Annotated in this window: 20 protein-coding genes; 11 read left to right on the top strand and 9 right to left on the bottom strand. The window is 69.7% G+C overall.

Annotated features, from left to right (window positions below; genetic code table 11):
• Positions 1-137 precede the first annotated feature (137 nt).
• Positions 138-575: a hypothetical protein gene (locus A6A29_RS10895; RefSeq protein WP_073719826.1), complete on the bottom strand. Its 438-nt coding sequence runs from the start codon at positions 573-575 to the stop codon at positions 138-140.
• Positions 569-1,027 (bottom strand): ATP-binding protein, encoded by a 459-nt coding sequence (locus tag A6A29_RS10890; RefSeq protein ID WP_073719825.1) that lies wholly within the window; start codon positions 1,025-1,027, stop codon positions 569-571. The genes A6A29_RS10895 and A6A29_RS10890 overlap by 7 nt, the downstream gene beginning before the upstream one ends.
• 204 nt (positions 1,028-1,231) lie before the next feature.
• Between A6A29_RS10890 and A6A29_RS10885 the strand changes: the two genes are divergently transcribed.
• The 3 genes from A6A29_RS10885 to A6A29_RS10875 all read left to right on the top strand — a co-directional run bounded on the left by A6A29_RS10885 (position 1,232) and on the right by A6A29_RS10875 (position 3,219).
• The gene (locus A6A29_RS10885; protein WP_073719824.1) at positions 1,232-2,092 is read left to right on the top strand and encodes a helix-turn-helix domain-containing protein; all 861 of its coding nucleotides are present in this window, start codon (positions 1,232-1,234) and stop codon (positions 2,090-2,092) included.
• Positions 2,092-2,328 (top strand): DUF397 domain-containing protein, encoded by a 237-nt coding sequence (locus tag A6A29_RS10880; protein ID WP_010058136.1) that lies wholly within the window; start codon positions 2,092-2,094, stop codon positions 2,326-2,328. Before A6A29_RS10885 ends, A6A29_RS10880 begins: the two co-directional genes overlap by 1 nt.
• Positions 2,329-2,409: 81 nt before the next feature.
• Positions 2,410-3,219, top strand: coding sequence for an SAM-dependent methyltransferase (locus tag A6A29_RS10875; protein WP_073719823.1), 810 nt, complete (start codon positions 2,410-2,412; stop codon positions 3,217-3,219).
• Positions 3,220-3,302: 83 nt separating this feature from the next.
• Here the strand turns inward: A6A29_RS10875 and A6A29_RS10870 are convergent, their stop codons facing one another.
• Positions 3,303-3,719: a cupin domain-containing protein gene (locus A6A29_RS10870; protein WP_073719822.1), complete on the bottom strand. Its 417-nt coding sequence runs from the start codon at positions 3,717-3,719 to the stop codon at positions 3,303-3,305.
• A gap of 53 nt (positions 3,720-3,772) precedes the next feature.
• Between A6A29_RS10870 and A6A29_RS10865 the strand changes: the two genes are divergently transcribed.
• From A6A29_RS10865 to A6A29_RS10850, 4 genes are all read left to right on the top strand, one after another.
• Positions 3,773-4,738: a GlxA family transcriptional regulator gene (locus tag A6A29_RS10865; RefSeq protein WP_073719821.1), complete on the top strand. Its 966-nt coding sequence runs from the start codon at positions 3,773-3,775 to the stop codon at positions 4,736-4,738.
• Positions 4,739-4,845: 107 nt separating this feature from the next.
• The gene (locus A6A29_RS10860; RefSeq protein ID WP_073719820.1) at positions 4,846-5,295 is read left to right on the top strand and encodes a YchJ family protein; all 450 of its coding nucleotides are present in this window, start codon (positions 4,846-4,848) and stop codon (positions 5,293-5,295) included.
• A gap of 43 nt (positions 5,296-5,338) precedes the next feature.
• Complete coding sequence (locus A6A29_RS10855; RefSeq protein WP_073719935.1) at positions 5,339-5,923, top strand: GNAT family N-acetyltransferase; 585 nt, start codon at positions 5,339-5,341, stop codon at positions 5,921-5,923.
• A gap of 4 nt (positions 5,924-5,927) precedes the next feature.
• A complete protein-coding gene (locus A6A29_RS10850) occupies positions 5,928-6,893 on the top strand; it encodes a hypothetical protein (protein ID WP_073719819.1) in 966 nt (321 codons plus the stop codon).
• Positions 6,894-6,895: 2 nt separating this feature from the next.
• Here A6A29_RS10850 and A6A29_RS10845 read toward each other — a convergent pair whose 3' ends face one another.
• Positions 6,896-8,986, bottom strand: a complete 2,091-nt coding sequence (locus tag A6A29_RS10845) for an MDR family MFS transporter (RefSeq protein ID WP_073719818.1) — start codon at positions 8,984-8,986, stop codon at positions 6,896-6,898.
• Positions 8,987-9,041: 55 nt separating this feature from the next.
• Positions 9,042-9,869, bottom strand: a complete 828-nt coding sequence (locus tag A6A29_RS10840; RefSeq protein ID WP_073719817.1) for a hypothetical protein — start codon at positions 9,867-9,869, stop codon at positions 9,042-9,044.
• Between the two features lie 78 nt (positions 9,870-9,947).
• Between A6A29_RS10840 and A6A29_RS10835 the strand changes: the two genes are divergently transcribed.
• The gene (locus tag A6A29_RS10835; protein ID WP_073719816.1) at positions 9,948-11,201 is read left to right on the top strand and encodes a cytochrome P450; all 1,254 of its coding nucleotides are present in this window, start codon (positions 9,948-9,950) and stop codon (positions 11,199-11,201) included.
• Positions 11,202-11,307: 106 nt separating this feature from the next.
• Here the strand turns inward: A6A29_RS10835 and A6A29_RS10830 are convergent, their stop codons facing one another.
• The 4 genes from A6A29_RS10830 to A6A29_RS10815 all read right to left on the bottom strand — a co-directional run bounded on the left by A6A29_RS10830 (position 11,308) and on the right by A6A29_RS10815 (position 14,806).
• Positions 11,308-12,522, bottom strand: a complete 1,215-nt coding sequence (locus A6A29_RS10830) for an acyl-CoA dehydrogenase family protein (protein ID WP_073719815.1) — start codon at positions 12,520-12,522, stop codon at positions 11,308-11,310.
• Positions 12,523-12,526: 4 nt separating this feature from the next.
• On the bottom strand, positions 12,527-13,000 hold the full coding sequence (locus A6A29_RS10825) for an SCP2 sterol-binding domain-containing protein (protein ID WP_073719814.1): 474 nt from the start codon (positions 12,998-13,000) through the stop codon (positions 12,527-12,529).
• 100 nt (positions 13,001-13,100) lie between these two features.
• Complete coding sequence (locus A6A29_RS10820) at positions 13,101-13,364, bottom strand: hypothetical protein (protein ID WP_073719813.1); 264 nt, start codon at positions 13,362-13,364, stop codon at positions 13,101-13,103.
• 227 nt (positions 13,365-13,591) lie between these two features.
• Positions 13,592-14,806, bottom strand: coding sequence for a helix-turn-helix domain-containing protein (locus A6A29_RS10815; protein WP_073719812.1), 1,215 nt, complete (start codon positions 14,804-14,806; stop codon positions 13,592-13,594).
• Positions 14,807-15,617: 811 nt separating this feature from the next.
• Between A6A29_RS10815 and A6A29_RS10810 the strand changes: the two genes are divergently transcribed.
• From A6A29_RS10810 to A6A29_RS10800, 3 genes are all read left to right on the top strand, one after another.
• A complete protein-coding gene (locus tag A6A29_RS10810; protein WP_073719811.1) occupies positions 15,618-16,550 on the top strand; it encodes a hypothetical protein in 933 nt (310 codons plus the stop codon).
• Between the two features lie 308 nt (positions 16,551-16,858).
• Positions 16,859-17,527, top strand: coding sequence for a hypothetical protein (locus A6A29_RS10805; RefSeq protein ID WP_073719810.1), 669 nt, complete (start codon positions 16,859-16,861; stop codon positions 17,525-17,527).
• Positions 17,528-17,919: 392 nt separating this feature from the next.
• Positions 17,920-19,377: a DUF6801 domain-containing protein gene (locus A6A29_RS10800; protein ID WP_073719809.1), complete on the top strand. Its 1,458-nt coding sequence runs from the start codon at positions 17,920-17,922 to the stop codon at positions 19,375-19,377.
• Positions 19,378-19,892: the final 515 nt, after the last annotated feature.

Raw genomic sequence — 19,892 nt, 5'->3', positions numbered from 1 at the left:
ACACCCCGACAGCCCGCTCCGCCGCGGGCGTCTCGATCAGTGCTGCCACAGTAGGGCCGACCACTGACAACGCAGCGTGACAAGGGTGCCGACCAGGTCCGGACGGCACCGCGGGGCCGTTCGCGAGGGGACTTCCGTCAGGGCGCGGACACGACGCTGGGCCGTCCGGCCGCGGCCCAGGACGGGGTCACGCCGGTCACCTGGCATGCCATCAGAAAAAGCGGAATGGGCGGGGTGTAGGGCGTGAGGCTGTCGGGGGCGTGAATGAGCCGGGGCCGCACGGCGGGCACGTACACCCCGGTTTCGTACGAAACCTGCTCGGGCCAGTCCAGGTCCAGATCCGAGCCCGCCGGAACGATCCACCACCACCGCTCGGCATCGGCGAAGACGCACCCGGTGCGTGGCAGGTGCGACATCAGCCGGAATCCGTACCGCGCGGGAACCCCCACCGCGTCACAGCCGAGACTGGCCGACAGCGCGGGGGGCAGGGGAAGCCGTACCCGGCCCTCGCGGGTCTCGTCCCGGTCTGCGGAGTGCTGCGCTCCCCGCAGACGGGACATGGCATTCCTCAGCATGGCTGCTCCGTGCCGTGCGGCAGTTCCGCCCAGACGATGCGCCCGGAGGCGTCCCCCGCGTCCTCGGACCCCCAGGCGCTGCTCATCGAGTCGACGAGCAGCAGGCCGCGCCCGTGCTCGTCGTCGGCCGTGCGGCGCAGGCGCGGGCCGCCCGGCTGGTGCCCCTGGTCCTGTACGGCTATGCGCAGCCGCCTGCCGAGACATCGGAGCTCGCACACCACACGGGCGCTCGCGGTGTGCACGATCGCGTTGGTCACCAGCTCGGAAACGATGAGTATCGCGGCGTCGTAGGTGTCACCGTCCAGCTTCCAGGTGTCGAGCCGGGCCCGGGTCAGCCGTCGCGCACCGGCTACCGACTCCGGTTGCGCGGGCAGCGCGAAGCAGTAACGGAGCGCTTCCGTCCCGGGGCTGAGGTCCATGAGCCGGGGGATGAGCGCACTGCCAGGTGCCACGACCGATTCCTCACAGTGGGGGCTGCGTCACGCTTTGTTCCTTTGTGAAAAAGGGTGGGCGCGACTAAGTGAACTGGTTCACTCACCAACTCTCCCCCTGACATGAACACTTGGCAAGGGGCACTCTGAAATTTTCAGAGTGGATGTGTCCTTGGTGGCACGCACATGGCACACTGCTGCCAAACAGCGCATGGGGAGGTCTAAGTGAGCGAACCGCGGTCCGCCCCGACCGTGGGACAGGTCGTTCTGGGCAAGCGCCTGCAGGATCTGCGGGAGCGTGTCGGCCTGAACCGTGACCAGGCCGCGAAGGTGCTCAGGGTCGCCCCCGCGACGATACGCAGGATGGAGACGGCCGAAGTCGGGCTGAAAATCCCTTATGTCCAGCTGTTGCTGAAGGCATACGGGATAGCCGACGATGAGGCCGAGGCCTTCGTCGAGCTCGCCGAGGAGGCCAACAAACCGGGCTGGTGGCAGCGCTTCCACGATGTGCTGCCCGACTGGTTCAGCATGTACGTCAGCCTGGAGGGCGCCGCGAGCCTGCTCCGCATGTACGAGCCGCACTTCGTCCCCGGGCTGCTCCAGACCGAGGACTACGCGCGCTCGGTGATGCGTACCGGCGCCGTCGGCCAGACCAGGCCCGAGGACATCGAGCGCCATGTCGCGCTGCGGATGGAGCGGCAGGCGCTGCTCGCCAAGGGGGACGCCCCGAAGCTGTGGGTGGTCATGGACGAGACCGTCCTGCGGCGCCCTGTCGGCAGTGTCGACGCGATGCGCGGACAGATCGACAAGCTGCTCGACGCCACCGAGATGCCCCATGTGACGATCCAGATCGCGGAGTTCGCCACCGGCCATCACCCCGGCACGTACGGCCCCTTCGTGCTCTTCCGGTTCGCCGTCCCCGAACTGCCCGACATGGTCTACAGCGAGTACCTGACCGGCGCCGTCTACTTCGACGCGCGCCCCGAGGTGGCCTCCTACCTCGAAGTCATGGACCGTATGGCGGCTCAGGCGGCAACTGCACAACGCACGAAGGAAATCCTCAGGGACTTCCGCAAGGAGCTGTGATGAACCACATATACAACGGCATGCCGGCCGGAGACCTGGGCTCCGAAGGCTGGTACAAGCCGTGGAGCGGCGGCAACGGCGGCAACTGCATCGAGGCCATGAAGCTGGCCGACGGCAGGGTCGCCGTACGCCAGTCCGCGGATCCCGACGGTCCGGCGCTGATCTACTCCAACGGCGAGATCGCCGCGTTCATCCAGGGTGCCAAGGCGGGGCAGGCCGACTTCCTTCTCACCTGACGCATCGGCACCTATTCTCGCCCCATATCTCTTTGTTCTCTGTGAACGTCGACGTACGGACAGCCAGTTACGGAGCGTGCCATGACCGGGCAAGACCCCCAGTCCATCGAGATCGACACCAGCAAGCCGCATCCCGCGCGGATGTACGACTGGTTCCTCGGCGGCAAGGACAACTACCCGGTCGACGAACAGATGGCCCGGCAACTGCTCGTGCTGGACTCCCGCGGCCGGGACATGGCACGCGTCAACCGGGCGTTCATGCACCGGGCCACCCGCTGGCTGGCCGAGCAGGGCGTGCGCCAGTTCCTGGACATCGGCACCGGCATACCGACCGAGCCGAACCTCCACCAGATCGCCCAGCAGGCCGCTCCCGACGCGCGCATCGTCTACTGCGACAACGATCCGATCGTGCTCGCCCACGCCGCGGCCCTGCTGCGCTCCACCTCGCAGGGGGCCACCGAGTACATCCAGGCCGACGCGCGGGAGCCGGGGGCGATCCTGGCCGAGGCGGGAAAGGTCCTCGACTTCGGCAGGCCGATCGCGCTGTCGCTGCTCGCGCTGCTGCACTTCCTGGACGACGAGGACGGTGCCGCGGAGCTCGTCGACCGTCTCGTGGGACAACTGGCCCCCGGCAGCTATCTCGTCCTCTCGCACACCACCGGTGACTTCAACCCGGAGGGCGCGGCGCAGGCGCGTGCCATGTACAAGGCGCGCGGGATGACGCTGCGGCCGCGTACCCGTGCCGAACTCACCGCGTTCTTCGACGGACTCGACCTCGTGGAGCCGGGCGTCTCGCTCTCCGCCGACTGGCACCCGGAACTCGGCGAGGTCATCGATGTCCCCGGTGACGAGCCGATCCCCGGATACGCGGGCGTCGCCCGCAAGTCCTGACCGCGCCCGCCACCGCCGGCCCAGGAACCGGGGGACGCCCCAGGGCGATCGTCGTCGCCGGCGGCCACCCGGTCCTCGTGTGTTCAGAGCGCGAGCGCGTGACCGGTCGTCGCGTCCACATGAGCGGGGACCTCGTCGTGCGCGTCGCCCACCGTCGACGTACCGGACGGCTCGAAGAGCATGATCGAGGCGCCGTCCGCCGAGGACGGCCGGTGCCAGATCCCGCGCGGGACGACGAACACCGCACCGCGCTCCAGGGTGACCGCCCGCTCGCCGCCCTCCTCGCGCAGGGCGATCTCCAGAGCCCCCTCCAGCACCAGGAAGAACTCGTCCGTGTCCTCGTGGACATGCCACACATGCTCGCCGCGCACCTTCGCGGCCCGCACGTCGTAGTCATTGACGCGGGTCACGATGCGCGGGCTCCACAGCGCGTCGAAGGTGCTCAGCGCGTCGCTCAGCAGGATCGGGCCGGTGGCGGGGCCTGTCGTGTCATCGCTCATGCCCGCCATCGTGCCCCTCGACGCCCGGACCCGGGGAGTGATAGGAATCGCATATGGCGAAAGAATCCTCTCACCGGGTCGTCATGATCGTCTCGGACGGTTCCAACCCCTTCGAGATGAGCGTGGCCACCGAGATCTTCGGTCTGCGCCGCCCCGAGCTGACCGTTCCCTGGTACGACTTCGCGCTCTGCGCCGCGACCCCGACGGTCCGTATGCACTCCGGCTTCTTCCAGCTCACCGGCATCGCCGGGCTCGATGCCGTGGACCGCGCCGACACCGTGATCGTGCCGAACCGCCCCGATCCCGAGGCCGCCGCCGACCCGGCCGTCCTCGACGCGATCCGGCGCGCCGCCGCACGCGGCGCACGGCTGGTCAGCTTCTGCACGGGCTCGTTCACGCTCGCCGCCGCCGGAGTGCTGGACGGCCGACGCGCCACCACGCACTGGCGGTGGGCCGACACCTTCACCGCCCGCTACCCCCAGGTCCGCCTCGACCCCGACGTCCTGTTCGTCGACGACGGACAGATCATCACGGGCGCGGGCAGTGCCGCCGCCCTCGACACCGCCCTCCACCTGGTGCGCAGCGATCACGGTGCGGAGATCGCCGCGGCGGTCAGCAGACGTCTGGTCTTCACGGCGCACCGCGACGGCGGCCAGCGTCAGTTCGTCGAGCACCCCGTGCCCGAGGTCCCCGACACCTCGCTCGGCCCGCTCCTGGAATGGGCCGGAGCGCACATCGGCGCCGCCCTCGACGTGCCCGGCCTCGCCGCCCGCGCCGCCGTCAGCCCCGCCACCCTGCACCGCCGCTTCCGGGCCCAGCTCGGCACCACCCCGCTGGCCTGGCTGACCGAACAGCGCGTCACCCTGGCCTGCCGCCTCATGGAGCGCGGTGAGGAACGCCTCGACGTGGTCGCCCGCACCAGCGGACTCGGCACCGCGACCAATCTGCGTACCCAGCTCCGCCGCCGGACGGGCCTGACCCCCACCGAGTACCGCCGCCGCTTCACCCCGGCCCCCTGAGCCGATGCCGCACCGGGCGGCAACCGGCCCGATGCCGCCCCGGCCCCGTGACCCGATGAACCACCGGGTGACAGCGGACCCCACGCCGCACCGGTCACAATGGACCCATGTCACGACGCACCTCCCGACCGCGGCGGCCCGCCACCGCCGCACCGCAGGCCCCACGGATCACTCCCACCTCACCCTGCCCCTGCGGCCTGCCCGCCGCCTACGGGGACTGCTGCGGCCCCCTGCACTCCGGAACGGCCGCCGCCCGCAGCTGCGAGGCGCTGATGCGCTCCCGGTACACGGCCTTCGTCGTCCAGGACGCGGCGTACCTGCTGCGCAGCTGGCACCCCGACACCCGGCCGCCCGCCGTCGAGTTCGACCCCGCGATGCGCTGGGTGCGGCTGGAGATCCTGGACACCACGGAAGGCAGCGCCTTCCACACGACGGGCACGGTCACCTTCCGGGCCCACTACACGGACAACGGGCGGCCCGGCTCGCTCCACGAGCAGAGCCGCTTCGTCCGCCACCAGGGTGCCTGGGTCTACGCGGCAGCCGTCTTCGTCGACTGAAAAGCTGTTCACGGTGGTGCCGACAGCCCCGTACGATCCGCGCATGAACGAGGATGCCGAGCAGCCGGACACCGTACGGGAACGCTTCTGGCGGGGCCGCACCGTGGCCTTCACCCCGATCGAGCCCGACGACGCCGGACTGATCCAGCACTGGCGCTCCGACCCGGTCGCCGCCCACGAGATAGGCATCTGGCCCGGTGCGCTGCACGAACTCCGCGAACGCATCGAGGGCTGGATCGACGACCGGACCCGTGACGACTTCCTCGTCCTCCTCCCGGACGGCACCCCGGCCGGTCACATCTCGCTCAGCGATGAGGACTTCGTCGACGGCACCGCGGAGGCGTATCTGCTGCTGGCCCCCGAGCACCGGGGTCAGGGGTACGCCGTCGACGCCCTGGCCGCCCTGACCGATCTGGCCTTCGGCGAACTGCCGCTGCAGCGCGTCGAGGCGGTCACCCACACCGACAACACCGCCGCGCTCGCCGTCCTGGCCGGCGCGGGCTTCGTCCAGGAGGGCGTACGCCGCTCCGCCTGCCTGCACCGGGGCCGCCGCTACGACAGCGCGCTCCTCTCGCTGCTCCGCGAGGAGTGGGAGGCGCAGAGCCGCCCCCGGTCCTGGGAGCACTGACACCGTGGCGACCCCGACGGTCCGGGCGCGCCGCGCCCCGCTGACCGGCGCCGACGGCACCTGGGCGGGACTCCTCCTGGACGTCGACGGACGGCCGGCGCCCGCACTCGGCGTGCGCACCGCGGAACGCCGGATGCTGCTCACCCAGGGACCCGACCCGCTGCTGTTCGCCGTGGTGGCCCCGGACCGCTGCGGCGTGGACTTCTACCGCACCGATTGCTTCCGCCCGGTCCTGCCGCCGCTGCGGGCGGACACCGCACGCCGCTACGGGGGCAGTGCCCGGCGTTGGGCGTATCACTTCGCCGACGCGCTCGCCGAAACGCCGTACGGCCCCCTGCACGACGGCCGCTGGGTGCTCGGCCGCGAGGCCGCCTCGCACCACCGGAACCGCTGGTCCCGGCCGCCCGGCGAGTACGGGCAGTCCCCTCTGGTCGAGGGCCACCCCAGCGGGGAGATCGACTGGTTCGTCCACAACGGCTCGTGGGAGCTCCTGCCGCTGCGCGCCCTGCCGGAGGCCGACGACGCCCGCGTCAAGGCGTACCGCAAGCAGGCCCGCGAGGGCATCCTGCCGCCCGTGCTGCTGTGGTGGGTCAGCGGACTCGACTGCTTCACCGTGCTCGACGGGCACGCCCGGCTGGCCGCGGCCGTCGCGGAGTCGGTGGAACCTACGCTGCTCGACCTCCACCGGACGGTGCCGCAGGACGAGAAGGACTCCGGTACGGCGGCGGCCGTCGCGGCGTACGAGAGCGAACTGGGGCGGTTCTCCTGGCTACGGGAACGGCTGGGCCCTGTCCACGGAAGCCGGGTGCCCGACGGCGCCCGGGTCGCCGGACCGCTGCTGGCCACCCGGCTCCGGGAACTCCACTCGGCTCGCTGGCCCACCCGGGCATGGCCCCTGCCCGGCGGAAACGCGGAATGGCGGCGCCTGCTCCGCGACCACCGGGCGGATGGCGACCACGAGCACGGCTGACCTCAGACCGGGGCGCCCACCCGCGTCGCCCCCCTCGCCCGCGCCGCCGGGGACAGCTCCTGGGCCAGATCCTCCGCCAGGAGCCGCTTGGCGATCACATCGACGGCCGCCCGCAGCTGACGGTCGTCCGGCCGGGCACCGTCCTCGGCCAGCCGGGCGTTCAGCCACTGCCCCCAGGCGCCGGAGATCGTCGCGGCCTCGCGGCGGCCCGCCGCGGTGTGGGTGAACAACCGGCCGTCCCCGGTCAGATAGCCCTCCTCGATCATCCGGTCGAAGACCGGCACCAGCACCTCGGGCGGGATCCGGTGCCGGGTCGCGATCAGGCCCAGGCCCGCGTGGCCCACCATCCGGGTGAACAGGTCGACCTGCATCACCGCCCACGCCCCGGCCATGTCGAGCCGGGTGTCGGAGTCCGCCACGATCCGCCGCGCCGTGTCCGGACCCGCGTCGTGCAGGATTCTGGCCACGGCGAATTCGAGCAGCTTCGCCGAGTCCCCGGTACTGGGCTGGGCGAACCCCTCACCCATGTCCGTCGATCCGGCGCGCGCGGAGTCCCGCAGCTTCACCTGCTTCAGGAAGAGCGCCACGACGAACCCGATCAGGGCCACCGGCACCGTCCACAGGAAGACCGTGTGCAGGGTGTCCGCGTACGCCTGTGCCAGGGGCGCCGACTGCGCGCCGGGCAGGGCGTGCAGGGCCTGCGGGTTCTGCGAGGCTTTGACCAGCGTCGCGGGATCACCGCCCGTCCGTGCCGCCTCGGCGACCCCCTGGGCCAGGTTGGGCTTGAGCGAGTTGGCGTAGATCGTGCCGAACACCGCCGTACCGAAGGCGCTGCCGAGCGTACGGAAGAAGGTCACGCCCGACGTGGCCGTGCCCAGGTCCGCGTAGTCGACGGTGTTCTGCACGGCGATCGTCAGCACCTGCATGGACAGCCCGATGCCGAGCCCCAGTACCAGCATGTAGAGCGACTCCAGCCACACCCCGCTCTCCGGTCCCATCCGGGAGAGGAGAAAGAGCCCGACGGCCATGATCATGGAGCCGATGATCGGGAACAGCCGGTACTGGCCGGTCTTGCTCACCACATTGCCGCTGAAGATCGAGGCGATCAGCAGGCCGACGACCATCGGCAGCGTCCGCACCCCCGACAGCGTCGCCGAGTCCCCGTCCACGTACTGGAGATACGTCGGCAGGAAGATCATCGCGCCCAGCATCGCGAAGCCCACGATGAAACTGAGGATCGAGCAGACCGTGAAGACCGGATTGCGGAACAGCCGCATCGGCAGCATCGGTTCCCGCGCCCGCGTCTCCACCACGCAGAACAGCGCCAGGGCGACGAGACCGCCGATGAACAGACCGATGATGACCGGCGAGCCCCAGGCGTACTCGTTGCCGCCCCAGCTCGTCGCCAGGATCAGGGCGCTCGCCCCCACCGTGACCAGAGCGATGCCGAGATAGTCGATGACCGGCCGGCCGGCCGCCTTCACGGACGGAATGTTGCGGGCGGCGGCGATGACCACCACGATCGCGATCGGCACATTGACGTAGAACGCCCAGCGCCAGGTCAGATGGTCGGTGAACAGCCCGCCCAGCAGCGGTCCGATGACCGTGGAGATACCGAAGACCGCCCCGATCGCCCCCTGGTACTTGCCGCGTTCCCGCAGCGGGATCACATCGGCGATGAGCGCCATCGACGTCACCATGAGACCGCCCGCGCCGATGCCCTGCATGCCGCGCCAGATGATCAGCAGCAGCATGTTCGACGCGAGACCGCAGAGGAACGATCCGGTGATGAAGATGATCGCCGAGACCTGGAAGACCAGCTTCCGCCCGAACAGGTCACCGAACTTGCCGACCAGGACCGTCGCCACCGTCTCGGCGAGCAGATACGCGGTGACCACCCAGGACATATGGGAGGCGCCCCCGAGGTCCGAGACGATCGTGGGCAGGGCCGTTCCCACGATCGTCTGGTCCAGCGCCGCCAGCAGCATCCCGAGCACGATCGTGGCGAAGACGATGTTGCGGCGGCGTCGGTCGAGTACGGGCGGCGCGGCGGCACTCTGCGCGGCGGGGGTGGTCTCGCTGGCAGTGGTCACGCTTGCACCCTCACACCGGCCCGCACCGGCCGCATGCGGACCGAGGCCGGACGGGTCAGGCCGGCAGCGCCCGCAGAGAGCTCTTCAGCCGGGCCACGAACGCCTCCTGGATCTCCTTCGCCACCCGGTCGAGCGAGAGATACGGATTGAGGTCCTCCAGCTCGACGAGCAGCAGTTCACCCCGCGCCGTCCGGCACGCGTCGACCCGCTGGATGCCGTGGGCGAGGCTGTTCCACGCGATGAAGCGCCGGGCGAACTCCAGATCCGCCGCGCTCGGCACGTACGGCTCCAGCTCCCACCGCCGCTCGGGGTGCGGGGCGTACAGCGCGTACTGGAAATCGTGATCGACGAAGTAGAAGGACACCTCGTGGCGGAAGTCGATCCTCGGCTGGACGAGCAGCGTGCCGTCGGTCCCCTCGGGCAGCGCGGCCTCCCGCAGGAACCGCAGCCCCACCGAGTCCGCCCCCAGCTTCGGCTTCACCACATACTCGTCCGCCCGGGGCAGGAGCCCCAGATCCGCCGCCCGGTCCACGGTCGGGATCACCGGATATCCGGCACGGCTCAGATCGACCAGATACTGCTTGCCCGCCATGTCCCCGCGCCCGCCGAGCGGGTTGTACATCCGGGTCCCCAGCTCCCGCGCCCGCGCGCAGAACGCGTCGTACGCCTCCTGGTAGTGCAGAACCGGGCCACTGTTGCGTATGAGGACCGTATCGAAACCGGCCAGCAGCGCGGCCGCGTCCCGGGGGTGACACAGCGCGACGTCGAACTCCTCGCGCAGCCGGGAGCTCAGGAATATGTCCTCGTCGCAGTAACGGCGACCGCGCGCCTCGTAGGCGAGATCGGTGACCAGCAGGACGGAGGGCCGCGGACCGGCAGACATGGCGTTCCCCAGAGGTGTGTGGACGGACGGATGATCAATAGCCTTGACGGCGTTGCCCGTTCCCGACCCTGGAGCGTCATGACCACCGCGCCGCAGGAGCCGACCGCATCGCACGCGTCGTCTTCGCCCGACATTCTCTCGCCCGCCTTCGCCGCCGATCCGTACGGGGCCTACCGGACCATGCGCGCCCATGCGCCGCTGATCCGGCACGAGGCCACGGACAGTTACCTCGTCTCCCGTTACGAGGACGTCGAGCGGGTCTTCAGGGACAAGGCCGGCGAGTTCACCACGGACAACTACGACTGGCAGATCGAACCGGTCCACGGCAGGACGATCCTTCAGCTCAGCGGCCGTGAGCACGCCGTACGACGGGCCCTGGTCGCGCCCGCCTTCCGGGGCAGGGAGCTCCAGGAGAAGTTCCTGCCGGTCATCGAACGCAATGCCCGCGAGCTGATCGACACCTTCCGGCACTCCGGCGAGGCCGACCTCGTCGAGGCGTTCGCGACCCGCTTCCCCGTCCTGGTCATCGCCGACATGCTCGGCCTGGACAAGGCGGACCACGACCGGTTCCACGCCTGGTACACCACGGTCATCGCCTTCCTGGGCAACCTCGCCGGGGACCCGGACGTGGCGGCGGCCGGGGAGCGCACCCGCCAGGAATTCGCCGGGTACATGATCCCGGTCATCCAGCGGCGCCGGAGCGCGCCCGGCGACGACCTCCTGTCCGCGCTCTGTGCCGCCGAGGTCGACGGCGTACGGATGAGCGACGAGGACATCAAGGCGTTCTGCAGTCTGCTGCTCGCGGCGGGCGGCGAGACCACCGACAAGGCCATCGCCTCGATCTTCGCCAATCTGCTCGGCCACCCCGGGCAGCTCGCGGCGGTACGCGAGGACCGCACCCTCATCGACCGGGCCTTCGCCGAGACCCTGCGCTTCACCCCGCCGGTGCACATGATCATGCGGCAGACGGCGGTGGAGGTGGAACTGAGCGGCGGCACGGTCCCGGCCGGTGCCACCGTCACCTGTCTGATCGGCGCGGCGAACCGGGACGAGGCCCGCTACCGGGACCCCGAACGCTTCGACATCTTCCGCACCGATCTGACCGGCACCACCGCGTTCTCGGCGGCGGCGGACCATCTGGCGTTCGCGCTCGGCCGGCACTTCTGTGTGGGCGCGCTGCTGGCCAGGGCCGAGGTGGAGGCCGGGGTGAACCAGTTGCTCGACGCGATGCCGGACGTGCGCCTCGCGGACGGTTTCGTCCCGTCGGAACAGGGCGTCTTCACCCGTGGGCCGGGCTCGCTGCCGGTGCGGTTCACCCCGGTCGGAGCCTGACCGGGGTGAACCGCAGGTGAGAGACGGGCCGGGGACCGGGCCCGGTCGGCGCGGCGTGCCGCCCGGTGACCCCATGGGCGTACCGGGCGGCACGGGGGCGTCCGGCTCAGCGGATGTGACGTCCGGAGATCGCCCGCGCGATGACCAGTCGCTGGATCTCGCTGGTCCCCTCGAAGATCGTGTAGATCTTGGCGTCGCGGTACATCCGCTCGACCGGGTGTTCCCTGCTGTACCCGGCGCCGCCGAGGATCTGGATGGCCTTCTCCGTTGCCGAGACCGCCAGTTCACCGGCCCGCAGTTTGGACATGGAGCCCTGGCCCGCGTCGAAGGTCCGGTCGTTGCGGGCCATCCAGGCGGCCTGCCAGATCAGCAGGCGTACGGCCTCGATCTCGGTACGGAGGTCGGCGAGGGCGAACGCGATCGACTGGTTCTCGATGATGGGGCGGCCGAACGCCTCCCGCTCCCCGGCGTACTCCAGCGCGTACTCGTACGCCGCCCGCGCGATGCCGAGCGCCTGCGCGCCGACGGTGGGGCGGCTGACCTCGAAGGTGGCCATCGCCGCCTGGCCCTTGGCGGTGCCGCCCTCGCGGGCCCGCGCGAGGCGCCTGTCGAGCTTCTCCTTGCCGCCGAGCAGACAGCGGCCGGGTATCCGTACGTCGTCGAGGAACAGGTCCGCCGTGTGCGAGGCGCGCAGCCCCAGCTTCTTGACGGTGCGGCCCGCCACCAGGCCCTCGGTTCCCGGGGGGACGATGAACGCGGCCTGTCCGCGGGAGCCGAGCGCCGGGTCGACCGAGGCGACGACGACATGGATTCCGGCGATCCCCCCGTTGGTGATCCACGCCTTCTGGCCCCGGAGCACCCATGCGTCGCGGGCCTCGTCGTAACGGGCCCCGGTGGCCATGGCGGAGACGTCCGACCCGGCCTGGGGTTCGGAGACGCAGAAGGCCGCGACCTTCGGGTCGTCCGCGTCGCCGTAGCACTGCGGCACCCACTCGGCGAGCTGGTCGGGCGTGCCGGAGGCGAAGATCCCGGCGACGGCGAGCGAGGTGCCGAAGAGTGCCATGCCGATCCCGGCGTCGCCCCAGAACAGCTCCTCGTTGGCGATCTGGAGGGAGAGCCCCGTCGGGTCCCCGTACATGTCCGCGAGCGATTCGAAGCCGTACAGACCGATCCGGGCCGCCTCCTGGATGACGGGCCACGGGGTCTCCTCCCGGGCGTCCCATTCGGCCGCCGCCGGGCGGACCACCTGGGCGGCGAAGCCGTGCACCCAGTTGCGCAGGTCCTGCTGTTCCTCGGTCAGTGCCAGGGAGAAGAAGCTCATCGGCTCAGACCTTCGGGATGTCGAAGTACCGGGTGAGCCCCGAGGCCAGGCCGACATCACCGGCGATCCTCAGCTTGCGCAACATGAACATCGTCACGGGGTTGCCGTTGCCGGAGACGAGCCGGAGGAATTCGGCGTCCGCCATGACGAGTGTCGTACGGGGCTCTGCCTCCGAGCGGCCCCGGGTGATCTCGCAGGCGCCCTCGGCGATGGCGGTCTCGAAGATCTCGTCGCTCTCGCCCGTGATCTTCCAGCGGATGAGGGCCTGGAGCTGTCCTGCCGCCGCCGGGCGGAACTGCTGCCTCATCCTGCCGAAGACCTCGTCGAGGATGCGGGTGCGCAGGGGGCCGCGCATCACCTCGCCGAGCTGACCGGCGGACAGGCCCTTGACGATCCGTGCGAACTCCTCGGGGGAGACGGCCGAGAAGTCGAGCCCGGCCAGTTCGTCCGTCAGGTTGCCGCTGCTGTTGTCGGCCACGCCAGTTCCTTACTCTGAAGTAAACTTACTTTTGAGTAAGGTAAGGGCCGTGCCGTCGCTCCGCAAGCGGTCGGTACGACCGGGCGGACGGCGGCCGGAGTCACCAGGTGGAGCCCGGACGCACCGCCAGCCGGGGGTGATGGGCGGCGAGCACCTTGTTGGCGCGGGCCAGTTCGGCCAGCGCCTGTTCGCGGTCGGCCTGGTCCTCGATCCCCAGGCGCGGCCCGCGGAACCGGCGGACCTCACGGGCCGCGCAGTCCGCGTCGAACTCCGCCTGGAGGATGTGGGGTGGGATGCAGGAGCCGATCAGCGCGGCGACCCGGTCCGGGATCGGGACGGGGACGAGCAGGTGCGAGGCGGTCATGGGTGGTTCCCTCTCGGATGGTTGGCCAGGAGGCGGTGCTGGGATGCGGCCGCCTGGTGGGCGGCCGGCTCCTCCATGTCTACGGGACGAGGTTCCGGGTTTCTCGTTGGATACGTCTCCGTGTCGCAACCGTTTGGGACTGACCGTCTATTTCGCCTTACTCGCGGGTAAGTTGATCTGCGGCGCCGATCGTGCATCCGCCCCGAAGGGCGGGGGCGCGCGCCCCTTCAGGCGGGTGGGGCGTCGCTGCGGGCACGCAGTCGCAGTGCGCGCAATACCGCTTCCGTGGAGAACCGGCTCTCCGGGTCGACCAGTTGGTCGCCGAAGATGTTCTCCAGATTGCGCATGCGGTAGCGGACGGTCTGCGGATGGACATCGAGCAGTTCGCCCATCTGGGCCGCGGTGCCGCGGGTGTCGAGCCAGATTCTGAGCGTCTCGATCAGCCGTTCGCGACGGTTGACGCTGATGGCGGCGACCGGGGCCAACTCCCGCTGGGCGAGCTGGTCGAGAAGGGCCGGGTCGGACAGGAGCCACAGGGTGATCAGGTGGTCCTCGCACCGGATGAACGGCGCGTCGTCGATCACGCCCGTGTCGACGAGTTCGAGCACCCGGCGGGCCCAGCGGATCGAGTCCGAGGCCATGGCGGTCGGGACGGTCAGCCCGATCGCGGCGCGCGCGGTGGGCAGGGCCTGTTCCAGCATGGATCTTCGGGCGTCGTCGATCGGCCCGGGAATCAGTAAGTGCGGCTGCGGATCGCTGAGATCGGACAGGACGTCGCGGTCGGCGCAGAGCCGGTCCAGGCCCACGGGGGCTCGTACGGCGATCAGGGTGACCTGCTCGGGAAGGGCCCAGCCGGTCTGCTCGCACAGATCGGCGATGGCGCTGCGGGGTACCGGGCGGCCGGCGAGGATGAGGTGCAGGAGGCGGCGGCGCATGGCCTCGCCCTGCTCGCCCGACTGGGACTGCACCTCCAGGAATCCCTCGCGGGAAAGGGATTCCAGCTCATCGACATAGGTGAAGAGCGCGTCGGCGAAGCTCAGCATGAGCGTGGGGGAGAGGTGATAGCTCTGCCCGACCTTCTTCGCGCGCCGCAGCGCGACCCTCGCCCCGAGGCGATAGGCGCCCTGGAGGGTGTCCATGCTCCTTCCCTCGTACGCCTCGAACCGTCCGAAACGACGGCACATGTCGTCGCGGAGGGTGGTGGAGGCGGAGGGCTCGGCCACCAGGTCGACGAACGAGGAAAGGCTCTGCTCCACGCCCACGCGTATGGCCAGTCCGTTCGGGCCGTCGAGCAGCCGGGCGTATTCCGGGTACGCCCGCGTGACTTCTATGCCGATTTCCTTGATGAGACTGGGCAGTTCGGGCCGCATCATCGCGGCGAATTCCTGGGGGAGGGGCCCCAGGGGGTCTTCGGTATCCAACGGCTGTATGAGATGTGGCATGCGTGTCCCCTTGCTCTCGGCGCCCGGTGGTGGGGTGAGGCGGTGGGGGGAGGCGCTCCCACGAACCGACAGGTGCGTACCAAGTCCGCGATGAAGATAGACCAAGTCACGGGCACTGCCCACCTCTTCGACAAGATCGGAGTGCAGGGGGCACACATCTCGGCCGTGTTGTGGTGCTGCGGTGCAGGTGGGGCGGACTGCTCACTTTCGGACAATGTATTTCGGCCGCTTGCTCGGTGGCCGACAAGAAACTCAATTCGCCGCCGACGCGGATCAGGCCAAGCGCTCCGGACCGCCCGGCGGGCGTACGGGATTCGGCGGGTGCGGGGGCGCTCACCACGGGGAACGCGAACCGGGTGTCCGTGACGGCCGCTGCCGGCGGGTGCGGGAGGCGTGCCCGAGCGCGGGATCGAGGTGCCGGCCACCGGGCGTCGCCGTACACCGGCCCGGTGTGCGCGACCGGCGGGATTCCTGCCCCGCGGAACCGCGTTCGGTCCCATAAATGCGCACCACTTGATAAAGCGGAACCGTTGCTGTGCTCATTTCCGGATCAAAATCCGCGCTGTGTAAAAGATCTTAGACGGACGGATTGTGTCGCCCTGTTTCTCGCGAGTAACATCACGCCTCGGTCAATTCGGGCATGAAATCTGCCTGAAATTTGATGCTCAGACCTTTCGTTCTTCCGGTCCACCCACGATGCACCGCAGACGTCGAGCTGCCGGCGCACGCCACCTCCACGTCCGGGCATTGCCGAAACCGATCAACTCCGTGGACAAGGCCGTCACCGCGGCGGCAGTCAAGAGGGGACGACATGAGATCCGCTTCCACCAGAACGCGTGTGGGGCTGCTCGCAGCCTTCACGGCGTTCACCGCCCTGCTCTCCACCGGCTCGGCCACCGCGGCCAGTCAGCTGAACGGCCACTGGGCGCCGTTCAGCCGCTGCCCGGTGGACGCTCCCGCCATGCTCGCGGCGGACGGCGTCAACGACGTCGCCACCTGTATCTCGTCGAGCTCGGCCAGCGGCTCCATCAAGCTCGGCAAGTCGCAGGTGCCGACCGGCAACAGCGACCTCCAGCTCGGAGTGATCCAGCACAGTGACGGAACCACCACCCTGGTCCCCCCGTCCGACGGCGCGCTCCTCGCGGATTCCGCGGAAATCCCCGGTGGGCTGCTCGGTCTCATGTGCCCGAACGGCATCCCCGTCATCTCGGGCATCTGCAAGCAGCTCACGGACAACAGCCTCAACCGGGTGACGGCCACCATCGAACCGGCCGGGGCGCCGCGCGACTTCCATATGGCCGGGGCATTCTCCACCGGTCAGCCGATTCTCACCATCCCGGTCCGCGTCCACCTGAAGAACCCGTTCCTCGGGGACAAGTGCTACATCGGCACCACGGCGAATCCGGTTCTGCTCAAGCCGCAGAACCTGACCCAGCCCACGCTCTCGCTCCAGCGGTTCGCGGCGAACGGGGCCTCGGACGAGGCGGGCGAGATGGGCCGGTACACCTTCGACAGCGCCGATCAGGGGGATGCCACGTTCGCCGTCCCGGGTGCCAGCGGCTGCGGGGCCGGGCTCCTGGACTGGGCGGTGAACCTCAAGACGGGGCTGCCGTCGGCCGCCGGCAACAACAACGTGGTCCTCGACAACACCTCGACCTACTTCGCCAGCCCCTACACCCCGGCGAGCCTCGCGCCGAACGAGGGCAAGGAGTTCTCGCGGTTCTGGCACTCGGCGCTGAAGTAAGGACCGAAGAGCGGAACGGAATTCTGCACCAACTCTTCTCAACTCCGAATTGGCGCAGTAAAGTACCGGTCAGTAGTCATTGAGTCATCAAATGGATCGGCATCAATGCGGGAACCGCACATCGAATGCCTGGCACGATCGCTGCCCGGGAGAGCCGCCTGATTAAGGCGTCGATAGGTTCACGTTCAGCTGTATCCCCTTCGTTCGCGAACGGGAGTACTTCCCCCAGAAATCCGTGCCGGACAGTGGTGTGCCCTTTCGGGCGCAATTCCACCGGCCCAATTCCCCAACGGGACAGGAGAAGTTCCATGCTCAAGAAGACGCGTATGCTCGCCGCAGTCGGTGCCGCCGCCGCCGCGGTCGCCCTGGCCACACCGTCCGCGATCGCCGGACCCACCGCCGCCTGGACCGTCGCGCCGTCCGGAGCGTTCACCGGCACGGCCGGTGTCACGACCCTGACGGACAACGTCGGCAACGTGATCCAGTGCGCCACCGCCTCCGCCAACGGCACCGCCTCCTCGCCCGTCGCCGGGCCGGTCCTGGCCCAGATCACCGGCGCCTCGTTCAACGCGCCGTGCACCGGCCCGTTCGGCAGCACCTGGACCGTCACGGCCACCACGCCCTGGACGCTCAACGGCAACACCCCGGGCGGGTACACCGCGGGAGCCGGCACCAACGGCACCGGAAAGACCACCGGCTGGATCGGCGGCATCAGCGCCACGGTCACCGGCTCCAGCGTCCTCGGCCCGTGCACCTTCAAGGTGACCGGCACGGTGGACGGCATCTACAACAACCCGAGCGCCGGAGGCGCCAACGGCACGCTGGCCGTGGCTCCGGCCGCCACCAGCCCCCGTCTGCTGACCATCGGCAGCAAGGTCGGCGGCGGCTGCGGCATCGTCGGCGCGACGGCGACCTTCAAGGGCACGTACAACGTCGTGGCCGCCGTGGGCGGCTCGCCCGTCATCAGCTACAGCTGATCCGCGGGCGGGGATCGCTCGGGCCGTGTCGCAGCGCCCGAGCGCTCCGGCCCGGCCGCGGTTCCCGCGGCCGGGCCGGAGCCGTCGGTGAAGGGCGCCGGAATACTCATGAACTGATAAAAGAGCCCGCGTTTCTTGTCACTCTTCTCGTGTTCTCGCCCCGGCCCGGAAGAGCCGGGCGCGAACCGCTTCCCAATCCTCTCGGGCGCCGCGTAGCGTACCGACCGGTAAGCGGCCGTGGACGCCTGCGGAGACCCGGTCAATTCTCCTGGGACGCACGTCATTTCCTCGTTCCGGACGGACGTGCGGGCCCAAGGTATTCCCGGTGCGACGCGTCACGGCCGCCCGCCCCTGGGCGATCTCGTCCATTCGAGTCCGGAAGGCAGAGAAGCATGGCAGCCAATGCACGTCCGGCCCCCCGCCGCACCGCGCGGATGACCGCGGGCGGCCTCCTGGTCGTCGCCGCCACCTTTCTGCCGGGTGCCCAATCGGCGGCCGACGGACAGCGGTCCGAGGCCGTCATCGACTACGACTGCCAGTTCCCCTCCGGCAGTCGCGCGGTGACCGCTGTCGTGGCCGCCGGATATCCGGCGGGCGGCACGGTGGGCGACCCCGTCGCCGCCCGGGACGTGACGGTCGGCCTCGACCTGCCGCGCGGAGTGCTGGGCGAACTGGAACAGCTCGATGCCACCGCGGTCTCCGCCCTCGCCCAGCTCGCGGTCCTGTACACCGACGCGACGGACTCGGCCAAGGCCGACTGGTCCGGTCTGACCGCCCCCGCACAGGACATCACGGGCCGGGAGAGCGTCACGCTGGAGGCCGCCGGGCCGGTCCCGACAGCCACCTTCGGCTCACCCGGCAAAGCCACCCTGTCGGCCTCCGACCTGACCCTCACACTGAGCCCGCTGAAGGCGGACGGCTCACCCGCCGAACCGGCCGCCATCGACGTGACCTGCCGTCCCGTGCCGGGAGCGGACACCGTCCTGGCCTCACTGCCCATCAGCGGCACCCCGACGGAGGAACCCGTCGAGCCGCCTCCGGCCGACCCCGACCGCGACGACACGCTCCCGCCCGATCAGCGCGAGAAGCTGGACGACGCGCGCCGGGAGGCCGGCCGGGCGCAGGAGGGGAGCGAGGGCGACGTCGAACCGTGCCCCTTCTCGATGTCGCTCCCGACCCCCTCCGAGGCGTACGTGGCGGGGTTCACCAACGTCAAGAAGCTGAACGGTGCGGCGCTCCTGGGGCCCGCCCGCACGAACGTGACGATGATGATGAACTACACCAATGACCCGTGCCTCAAGACCGTGCGGGTGCTGAGCGGCGCGGAGTTCGAGCACGAGGGAAAGCGGCAGCTCCCGCCGTCCCGGGGCACGTTCCTCTCCTTCGGGTTCATGCCGACCACGGCGACGATGATCCTGAGCCAGGTCGGCCCGACGGCCAGCATCGACTCCCTCACCATCAACGACCTCATCGTCGACCCGCGATACCCCGAATACACCACCATCACGGCCAAGTTCGAACTGCGCGTCAAGGATGTCAAGGTCAACGGCGTGTCCCTCGACGTCGGGCCGAACTGCCGGGCGTCCAAGCCGATCGACCAGACGCTGAAGGCATTCGGGACGACCTACCCCCGCTCCGGATACACCGTCCAGTACGGCGGAACCATGGACGGAAACACCTATATCCCGGCCTTCGAGGGGTGCGGCGTCGGGGAGGACCTGGATCCGCTGCTCACCGCGTCCATCTCGGGCGGCGGAAACTACATCAAGATGACCCAGGCGCCCCTGTGTGTGTCCACGAACCCGGACGGCCCCGACTGCCCGCCGAAGGTGCCGAAGCCGGAGCGGTGACCTCCGCCGCGAACTCCGTACGAACCGTCCCATGAGCCCTTCCGGTGGCACCTCGCCGGAAGGGCTCATCGGTGTGGAATCGGCGCGGAGGAGCCTCCTGGCCGGCGGAGCGCCGGCGGAAGTCTCCCGCGCCATTCGCGGATGGGTCCTCACTTTTTCACAGGTTTCGCGCGCCGAATACTCACCTCGGGACAAGTAATCGCGTCCCCGCAATCACCTCGCAGAAAGTTCCGTATCCGGTATTGCGCAGTCAGGTTACTCGGCCGTAGCGTCCCGGATGAGCGACTCGGAACCCCTCGGCACCTGCTCGTTCGGCGTTCGTGGAATCCCGTTCGCCTGCACGGCTCGGCGACTTGGCAGGTCAGGGCCCAGGCTCGGGCACCGAATCGCTTGCGCACTGTGCGACAAAAGCGGGGGGCGGATTTGTCATCGAGTGACAAGTGATCCACTTCCAGCGCCTCGTTCGCCGATTTCCGCTGTTCAACTGCTTGTCCTGGCGGTTTCGACGGACATAA

The sequence above is a fragment of the Streptomyces sp. TSRI0281 genome (assembly GCF_001905125.1).
Taxonomy (GTDB): domain Bacteria; phylum Actinomycetota; class Actinomycetes; order Streptomycetales; family Streptomycetaceae; genus Streptomyces.
Note: the sequence above shows the minus strand (reverse complement) of the source record. Positions and strands in the feature narration are given on the sequence as shown.